This is a genomic window from Rhodococcus sp. NPDC127593 (assembly GCF_042671975.1).
GTDB lineage: Bacteria > Actinomycetota > Actinomycetes > Mycobacteriales > Mycobacteriaceae > Rhodococcus_F.
Genome location: NZ_JBHXWI010000045.1, coordinates 52,483 through 60,177 on the forward strand (window position 1 = coordinate 52,483; position 7,695 = coordinate 60,177).

At 63.2% G+C, this 7,695-nt stretch carries 6 protein-coding genes; 3 read left to right on the forward strand and 3 right to left on the reverse strand.

Annotated features, from left to right (window positions below):
- Nucleotides 1-70: 70 nt before the first annotated feature.
- Genes ACFVJ3_RS34225 through ACFVJ3_RS34235 form a run of 3 tightly spaced genes read left to right on the forward strand, consistent with a single transcriptional unit; the run spans nt 71 to nt 3,735 of the window.
- Nucleotides 71-1,225, forward strand: coding sequence for an O-antigen ligase family protein (locus tag ACFVJ3_RS34225; RefSeq protein WP_378456278.1), 1,155 nt, complete (start codon nt 71-73; stop codon nt 1,223-1,225).
- 3 nt (nt 1,226-1,228) lie between these two features.
- The gene (locus ACFVJ3_RS34230; RefSeq protein WP_378456279.1) at nt 1,229-2,440 is read left to right on the forward strand and encodes a Coenzyme F420 hydrogenase/dehydrogenase, beta subunit C-terminal domain; all 1,212 of its coding nucleotides are present in this window, start codon (nt 1,229-1,231) and stop codon (nt 2,438-2,440) included.
- Nucleotides 2,441-2,457: 17 nt separating this feature from the next.
- The gene (locus tag ACFVJ3_RS34235; RefSeq protein WP_378456280.1) at nt 2,458-3,735 is read left to right on the forward strand and encodes a lipopolysaccharide biosynthesis protein; all 1,278 of its coding nucleotides are present in this window, start codon (nt 2,458-2,460) and stop codon (nt 3,733-3,735) included.
- On the opposite strand, the gene ACFVJ3_RS34240 is transcribed toward ACFVJ3_RS34235, so the two are convergent.
- From ACFVJ3_RS34240 to ACFVJ3_RS34250, 3 genes are read right to left on the reverse strand one after another with little or no spacing between them, the layout of a single operon-like run.
- Nucleotides 3,726-4,835: a polysaccharide pyruvyl transferase family protein gene (locus ACFVJ3_RS34240; RefSeq protein ID WP_378456281.1), complete on the reverse strand. Its 1,110-nt coding sequence runs from the start codon at nt 4,833-4,835 to the stop codon at nt 3,726-3,728. The genes ACFVJ3_RS34235 and ACFVJ3_RS34240 overlap by 10 nt on opposite strands.
- Nucleotides 4,832-5,797 (reverse strand): glycosyltransferase family 2 protein, encoded by a 966-nt coding sequence (locus ACFVJ3_RS34245; RefSeq protein ID WP_378456282.1) that lies wholly within the window; start codon nt 5,795-5,797, stop codon nt 4,832-4,834. The genes ACFVJ3_RS34240 and ACFVJ3_RS34245 overlap by 4 nt, the downstream gene beginning before the upstream one ends.
- Nucleotides 5,798-5,848: 51 nt before the next feature.
- Nucleotides 5,849-7,681 (reverse strand): DUF4012 domain-containing protein, encoded by a 1,833-nt coding sequence (locus tag ACFVJ3_RS34250; RefSeq protein WP_378456283.1) that lies wholly within the window; start codon nt 7,679-7,681, stop codon nt 5,849-5,851.
- Nucleotides 7,682-7,695 lie beyond the last annotated feature (14 nt).

The window sequence follows — 7,695 nt, forward strand, 5'->3', positions numbered from 1 at the left end:
CCTCGTAGGGTGGCTGACTGCGCGGGCGCGGACCAGGGTCGACTTCTTCCGCGCCCTGACACATCCGGTGGTGCTCGTCTTCGGTGCGTTCATCGCGTGGAATTTCTTCGCCACGCTGATGTTCTCTCCGAGCCTCGGAAAGAGTGCGTCGATCCTTGTTTGGTTGGTCATCGATCTACTGCTGCTCGCGGGAATCATCTCGCTCGGCACGCGCGCGATATGGGCCGAGAACACAGGTATACGTTGCGTCGTTCCATGGGGACTGGCAGGATTCGCCGCGTTCATCGTCGCCAACGTTTCGCATGGCGGCTTCACACCCGGTACGGATTTCGACGGGATGTACCAGGTCTACGTCGCGCGCATGACGTCGCAGGAAGCCAACATCTATGCGTCGATCCTGGTGTTGTGGACTCTTCTCCTGGTGGCGCGAAAGGGACGCAACCGAATCTGGATGATCGCCGCTGCCGTCGCTGTGCCCCTGGGAGTTATCGGTTCACAAACGCGCACGGCCGTCTTCTGCCTGGTCGTAGGTCTGATCGTCTATCTCGCGTACGAAGTGGTGCGTTCGTATCAGAGCGGTCGGCAACGCACAGGGCTTTGGTTCGGCCCGGTGCTCGTGATCGTGGGGATTGCTGTCGGCTACGGCGCTGCAACCTTCCTTCCCGCCTTCGGCGAGGATGTCGGGCGGCCAGAACCGGCAGCGACGGCGTCGTCCTCCACTGCGGAGACACTCGAGCCGTCGGGGAAGTTGGGTGACATCGACTTTCAGGGCGGAAACATAGGTTTCCGGATCGAGGTAGCGAAGGCTGCCGCCGAAGACATGCACGGAGCACACCTTTGGCTCGGCAACGGCACCAACACATTCAGTCTGCGTCACGACCAGCCAGGCTCGCCCGGAGTTCCCGGCCACATCATCATGCTTCCGGTGCAGATCCTCTACGACTTGGGCATCGTTGGTTTGTTGTTGTTGGTGGGGCTCGTCGTCACGGTGTTGCGTCACGTGCCGTGGCAGAGAAGACCGATTGCCTACGCGGTCGTGGTGACGTTTGCCGCAGCAGCAACGATGACCAGTATGTTCTGGTTCGGCGTTACCTGGATCATCATGGCGTCGCTGATCCGTCCGATGACAGACGAGGACGAGGGGACGAATGTCGACAGGGATTCCGCGGCGCGCGGGCACGGCGACAGCTCTGCGACGGCCTCCCCTGCGATGAACGGACTCTGACTCATGCACCGGAACCTCCTGCACGCCGAGATTGCGGAGGTCGTGCGGCGCGGAAACTGTTCGGGTTGTGGGGCATGTGCGCTACTCGACAAGGGCGTTGCCCTGGCACTCGCGGACAACGGGTTCGTTCGTCCCCGTATGAGCTCGTCCGATTCGTCGGAAACCGACCCGACAGCCTTGGCGGAGTTCCGCCAGTCGTGTCCCGGTATTTCCGTGCAGGCACAGCGTCCAGCCGATGCCACACGTCACGATTTCCTGGGCCCGATAGTGTCGATCTGGGAGGCTTACGCACTCGACGAGGACATCCGATTCAAGGGAAGCAGTGGTGGCACCCTCACGGCCCTGAACGAATGGTTGCTCGCCACTGGGCAGATCGACAGTGTCGTTGTCGCTGCCGCCGCGGAGTCGGGTCCTGAGAGGACCGAATCGAGTGCAGTCCGGACGAGATCGGATGTCGTCCGCGCCGCGGGGTCACGGTATGCACCCACTGCGAATGCGGCGGTGGCCGACATCGACAATCCAGGGTCAGCCGTCGTCGGGAAGCCCTGCGAGATAGCCGCGCTGAGAGCGCTGGCGAAGTCCCGCGATCAACAGCCTCCGCTGCTGCTTTCATTCTTCTGCGCGGGTGTGCCCAGTCAGCACGCGACCGACTCCCTGATCCGCGAGCTCGGCGTGGAAGAGGGCGCCGAGTTGGCAGCAGTGCGATACCGGGGGCATGGCTGGCCAGGTGACTTCTACGCGGAGGATGCGCGCGGCAACTCGGTTCGGACGTCTTATGACGACTCGTGGGGGAAGCATCTCGGGCCGGCGGTCCAGCAGCGTTGCAAGCTGTGTCCGGACGGCGTCGGCGAAAGCGCGGATATCTCTGCCGGTGACTTCTGGCGCGCGGACGCCAAGGGCTACCCCGACTTCACCGATCAGGATGGGCTCAGCGTTCTGATCGCGAGGACAAGGCGAGGCGAGGAGGTCATCCGGCGTGCCGCTCAGGAAGGCGTGATCTCGGTCCGCGCCGTCGACCCGGACGATGTTGCGGCTGTGCAACCGTTCCAGGTGGTTCGGCGCGCCACCCTGCTGGGACGTCTGGCGGGAAGCAGGCTTGCGGGACACCCGACACCCTCGTACCGCGGCTTCCACCTGTGGTGGTTGGCGTTGCGATCACCGGTCAGAACCCTGCGTGCCGCGGCCGGAACGTTTCGACGGGCCCGGCGATGGTAGCTGGTAGCGATGCGCGGATGAAGATCTCGGCGGCCGTCCAGTCGCCGAGCATCATCGCGGTGACACGACTGATCGTCCAGCTTTCCCCCCTGCTCACTGCGCCGGTGATCGCGCGAGAGTTGGGACCCGCGGGGCGGGGACTCTATTCGGCCTGCTTCGCCGCCATGGTTCTCGCGCCGGTAGTTCTGGGGATGGGGCTACCGCTTGCCGTGCGCCGGCGTGCGTCGACAGGTGCTCCTGACGCGACGCTACGTGCCGTATACGTTGTTCTGCCGTTTTTGGTTCCCGTGGCAGTTGCGGTTGGCTTCCTGATCGAGCGGTATGTCATCACTGAACTCGATCCCGACAGTGCCAGGGCGTTCATTCTCGGGATGGGTTGTTCCGTCGGATTCATCGCAACACTCTGCTTTCAGAGTGTGTTGATCGGAGGCCGGCGATACGGCGCTATCGCGCTCCTGCAATCGACGCAACCAGTTGCGCTCACATCCGGAGTCGCCCTCGGATGGATTCTCGGAAGCCTGACCCTGCCGTGGGTACTTGTCTGTGCGGCTGTGAGCACACTTCTGTCCACCCTCATGGGGGTGTATCTCACGCGTATATCGCCGCGTGGACCGAGATCCCGCCTTCGTCCACTGGCGCGGGAAAGCATTGCCTTTTCCGGGAGTCAAGCGGCAGAGACCGCGTCGAATACGCTTCCTCAGATCATCGCAGTGGTCGCGATCGGGGCTCACGATGCGGGATTGTTTGCTATCGCGATAACGGTTGCGAGCTTGCCGATGACCCTGGGGCACACGATTGCGTCCGTAATGTTCCGGGATGCCGCTGCCTCGGCAGGAGAGGCGAATATGCGCCTGTCGGCGTTGTCGATTCGTATCACCGCCCTGACCGCTATCGTGCCTGTCGCGGTGTTGGCATGTATGACGCCCCTGCTCATTCCGCTCATCTTCGGTGAGGGCTTCCGGGGTTCGGTATCGATCACTCTGATCTGTCTGTGCGGATCAGTCCTTCTCACCGTGAACTACGTTGCGTCACAGATGCTTGTGGCGCAAGACAAAGGTGTCCTCATGACCGCCGCTCAGCTTGTCGGACTGGGCCTGAGCGTCGCATTGATGTTCGTTCTGGGGCCTGCTCTGGGCGGGGCAGGGGCGGCGCTGGCGTCTGTTGCGGGCTGGCTGTTGACAACCCTCGCGAGCGTGCGTGCCCTCCGACTGAGTGCCACGTCGTTGCTGTTTCACGCCGGCGACCTCCGTCAAGCCTTCACTGTCGTGACCAAGGGCCACATCGATCATGTCTGACGGACGACTGTGTCGCCGAGGGTGGCGCCGAGTTCGTCCATCCTCGAATCGGTCCCGACAAGAAGTTGCAGCACCCGGTTGCGTGCCACGGTGAAGTCCGTCGAGTCGATGAGCGTGAGGGTCTCGCGAGCTGGATCCGTCGTCGTTCTCAGATCGACGTGCAGGTTCCACCCCAGCGCATCCATCAGCGGTGCGAACTTGCGCGAGTACGCCCAGGGAATCGCCGGCGTACCCACGGACAGTGAGTTGAGGCAAGCGTGCATGCGCGCACCGACGACCACGTCGGCCGTGGCGAGAATGCCGCGAACCGAGGTGAGGGAGTCCGGAACGAGGACCTCGACGGAGTCTCCGAAATGCCTCCCGAGTTCTCGGACTGCCGGTACATCGTTATCTGTCACAGTCGAATCGAGGACGTGTGCAAGGAGGGAGACCCTGCGACCGCGTCGCAGCAGCCCCTCGATCAGGGCTGTGACGGATCGACGATAGCTCTCGTAGTCGACGTGCGGATTTTCGTGCCAGAGAAGCCCGGAGACGTTGATCACCACGTCCCGCTCGATACCGTCGGTGTGTTCCGTACGCGGCAGCGCGAACACCAGGTCGGTCGACTCGGACGTCGACTGCCTTCCCAGCTGTTTCGCATACTCGAGACTGACTGGATCGCGGGCGAACACGCTGGTGGCCCGTTGGAGGGATCTTGTCGCGATGATCCGCCCGAGCGTGCTGTCGAAAGGGCCGATCGTCTGGGGCATGAGAATGGTCGGCACTCGCAACTGGGCGGCGACGCGCTGTACATAGGCCATCAAGACGAGGCGTCGAAGCCCGTAGATGTCCGTGAAGCTGTCGCCGGCGCCGGTGTCCAGAATCGCGTCGTATCGGGAGAGTTCCCGCTTGATCGGTCCGCGTGAGCGGAAGATGTCCCGGAGCACGCTTCGCTTGCTGAGTGGGGTGTCGTCACTGTCCTGGGTGTGGAAGGTTAATTCGGCGTTCGGCCAACTCCGTTCGACTATCGACTCTGTTCCCTCCGCCAGAGCGCGAAGGCCGAGATTCGTCGACTCCCGATCGGCCCAGAGCACGAGGATTCGCGGATTCGGACCGGTCATGTCGTGACCTCATCGATTCTGCTGGATTGCGCGAGAAGTGAGCGGGTGTACCAGAGGAACTTGTGCGACTCGGACCGCCACAGCACCGACCGTTCCGGTGCGCCGAGCGATTTCACGTAGAACGCCACAGATCTCGACAGTAGGCCCGCGGCGACGGAGGCCTTCCACACCACACTCTGCACACGATTCTGGGCCATCTTCCACTTGTACAAATCGTAGAGATTGATCACCCATGCAGGATTCGGCCTTTTCGATGCGTTGGGGCCTGTACTGCCTCCGACAACGTGGGTTCCTGATTGCTCGGCACTCATGATGATCCGCATGCCGTGTTGCCGTGTGCGAAGACAGAACTCCAGGTCCTCGGCATACATGAACCATCTTTCGGTGAGTCCGCCCAATTCGTCCCATGTGTGCTTGCGGATCATCATGCATGCTCCGGATACCCAATCCAGCTCTCGGGTTGCGAAATCGTGGGTATGGAGGAGATACAGACCCTCGAAGCGCGGATGTCTGTGCGACAGTCGCGACAGACCCGAGAAGTGGTTGAACACGCTGACGACGTTGGGTCTCCTTCCGCCTTCGCGGATCTGGAGGCGTCCGGCCGGTTGACTGAGCGTGGGTGCGACGATCCCGGCCTCCGACGACTCGTCGAAGATGGTCGCCAGCGCGAGTACGTCTCGAGGGGAGATGCGTGCATCGGGATTGAGCAGTAGTATCGCTCGCCCCTGTGCATGGCGTGCCGCACGGTTGACACCCCGGGCGAAACCCACGTTCTCCTCGTTCCGAACTACGACGGCGTCCGGCGCTTCCTCAGCGAGAACCGCCAGTGTGCGATCCGCGGATGCGTTGTCCAGCACGATGAGTTCGATTCCGTCCTGTCGGGACAGTGGGCGAACGCAATCGCCGATGACGGCCTCGCTGTTGTAGGTCACTATGATCACGGAAACTTGCGGCTCGCTCATCACGTTCCTTCGATTCGTGCGCGGGTAGTGCATATCCGACGAACGGAAGGATCATCCACCGCACAGTGGCGCATCGACGGTCACTTTCGGATCATCGACGAGCGGCTGGACCGGCACTCGCGCCGCACCCGGTGCCGTCGGCTCGTTCAGTTCGTATCGCAGTTCGACCGTCGCGCCCTTGGGGATGGTGACGGGGACCGTGAAGACGGGATGTCCCAGTTCATCTCCGTGAATGGCGAACGACTGCTTGCCGTCGATGCTTGCCTTCGTCAGAGTCGCGCCGTTGGTCGACAGCAGCGACACCATGGCGAGGTTCGTTCCGTACGGCAGGGGCTTTTCCTTGAACGTGCCTGCGACGATGCGTGGAAAGTCGGAGTCCGGTGTGTTGTTGGTGAGGCGCACGGTAACCGCCGTCGTGCGTGTGTCACCTGTGCAGTCGCCGGCGGTGTAGTCGATTTCGCGGGCGAGGTAGTAGTCCAGCTTGTTGCCGCCGTTGTTGTTGATCACCACGCCGGCGTAGGGGGCGGGGTCCTGGGGCACCGTGTATCCCAGCGTGGTGTCGGCGAGAATCGCCTGCTCTTCCGGATGTGCACTCCATACCGCGATGCGTCGCTCCCCGGCGGCCCGCCCGACCGCGTCGAGCAGGCGCTGCGGTGACTCGATCTTGCCGGTCATCTTCTCGACGACTTTCCCGGCGATGGTCTGCAGGTATTCCTTGCGGTCGGCGTTGTCGGCGGTGTAATTGGCCTCGTCGGTGATGAATCGGGTGTAGGCGGTGGATTCGGTGAGTTCCACGACGTTGTCGGCGTCGACAACCTCGCCGTCGGGCAGGGTGACCGGGCCGACGGCGGCCAGGACGTAGCTCAGCGCCACCGGGTCGGTCGCGATTGCTCCGTCCACCTGCTCGCCCGACTCCTGCGCCCACATCGACTGCCAGATCCGGCCCGCGTACGGGAAATGGGAGCTCAGGTTGCTGTTTCGGATGTCGACCGAGGGGTTGTAGTTGCCGTACATGCTCTTGTAATCGGGGCCGAGATCGAGAGGTCGTTTGTCGTAGGACACTTCGGAGTTCTTTCCGAGCTTCTCGATGCCCAGTTTTCCGTTGCTGGCGCGGATGACGCTGTAACCGCCGACGAGTCCGCCGGTGGCCCGTGCCTCCGCGTTGGTCTGAAACGCGAGGAAGTAGCTCCGAGGTCCGTCGAGGCCGAGCATCGCCGGAAGTACTTTGGCACCGATCGTCGTGTTCTCCAAAAGTTTTGCCACGTCGTCGGTCTGATTCTGTAGCTCGGTGCGCGCATCGTCCACCAGGCCGAGGTATCCCGCGCCTCGAATGCCCTGCGCCTGAGTTGCCAGGTTCCGCGCTGCGGTCGACGTCTCCTGCAGCGCCGGGGCGGCGTCGCGCAGCGGCTGGAGTTGCACGCGGCCGCCTTCGCCGATCAGATCCCGGGGCGACAACGCGACGCCGACGTCGACCGCGGGGGTGAGAACGTCACGAGTAAGCCCGACCACGACGTCGGACATCTGCTGCGCCGACTCGAACGGCGCGCCGAGCCCGGGAACGGCAGCCAGGGAACTCCACGGGACCGAATGCAGGTTGTCCTGTGCGCCGGCGGCCCGTTCCCGGGCTTCGGTCGCCGCTCGCTGCGCGCCCTCCGTGTCGCCGTCGAGCAGTGAATCCTTGGCGAGCTGCGCGTTGTCCCGCGCACCGGTGAGGTTGTGCTGGACCTGCCAGGCCGAGTAGCCGAACCATGCGACGACAGCGACGGCGGCAATGCCCACACCGGTCAGTACGCGCCGTCGAACGGTCCATCGGCGCGGCGCTGTCGGCGCCTCAGCGGGTATCGAACCGTCGCTGTGGGAGTTGTTGGGCGACTTCGCGTCCACTTAGGTCTGCTCCT

Coding starts and splice junctions, on each gene's coding strand:
- ACFVJ3_RS34245 (WP_378456282.1), bottom strand. CDS start 5,797: ATGAGCGAGCCGCAAGTTTCCGTGATCATAGTGACCTACAACAGCGAG.
- ACFVJ3_RS34240 (WP_378456281.1), bottom strand. CDS start 4,835: ATGACCGGTCCGAATCCGCGAATCCTCGTGCTCTGGGCCGATCGGGAG.
- ACFVJ3_RS34230 (WP_378456279.1), top strand. CDS start 1,229: ATGCACCGGAACCTCCTGCACGCCGAGATTGCGGAGGTCGTGCGGCGC.
- ACFVJ3_RS34235 (WP_378456280.1), top strand. CDS start 2,458: ATGAAGATCTCGGCGGCCGTCCAGTCGCCGAGCATCATCGCGGTGACA.